Here is an 872-nt window from a genome sequence, read left to right on the forward strand (position 1 = left end):
TCATCTTCGGGGGTAGAGCACTGTTTCGGCTAGGGGGTCATCCCGACTTACCAACCCGATGCAAACTACGAATACCGAAGAATGTTATCACGGGAGACACACGGCGGGTGCTAACGTCCGTCGTGAAGAGGGAAACAACCCAGACCGCCAGCTAAGGTCCCAAAGTCATGGTTAAGTGGGAAACGATGTGGGAAGGCCCAGACAGCCAGGATGTTGGCTTAGAAGCAGCCATCATTTAAAGAAAGCGTAATAGCTCACTGGTCGAGTCGGCCTGCGCGGAAGATGTAACGGGGCTAAACCATGCACCGAAGCTGCGGCAGCGACACTATGTGTTGTTGGGTAGGGGAGCGTTCTGTAAGCCGTTGAAGGTGGCCTGTGAGGGTTGCTGGAGGTATCAGAAGTGCGAATGCTGACATAAGTAACGATAATGCGGGTGAAAAACCCGCACGCCGGAAGACCAAGGGTTCCTGTCCAACGTTAATCGGGGCAGGGTGAGTCGACCCCTAAGGCGAGGCCGAAAGGCGTAGTCGATGGGAAACAGGTTAATATTCCTGTACTTGGTGTTACTGCGAAGGGGGGACGGAGAAGGCTATGTTGGCCGGGCGACGGTTGTCCCGGTTTAAGCATGTAGGCGGATGTTCCAGGTAAATCCGGAACGTTACTAACGCTGAGGTGTGATGACGAGGCACTACGGTGCTGAAGTGACAAATGCCCTGCTTCCAGGAAAAGCCTCTAAGCATCAGGTAACATCAAATCGTACCCCAAACCGACACAGGTGGTCAGGTAGAGAATACCAAGGCGCTTGAGAGAACTCGGGTGAAGGAACTAGGCAAAATGGTGCCGTAACTTCGGGAGAAGGCACGCTGATGGTA

General features: G+C 53.7%; 1 rRNA gene. It reads left to right on the forward strand.

Annotation, left to right across the window (positions count from 1 at the left end):
- A 23S ribosomal RNA gene (locus tag ABLV12_RS08740) occupies positions 1-872 on the forward strand; the annotation flags it as partial.

Origin of the sequence: Klebsiella sp. CN_Kp100 (genome assembly GCF_040065315.1) — a bacterium.
GTDB lineage: Bacteria > Pseudomonadota > Gammaproteobacteria > Enterobacterales > Enterobacteriaceae > Klebsiella > Klebsiella oxytoca.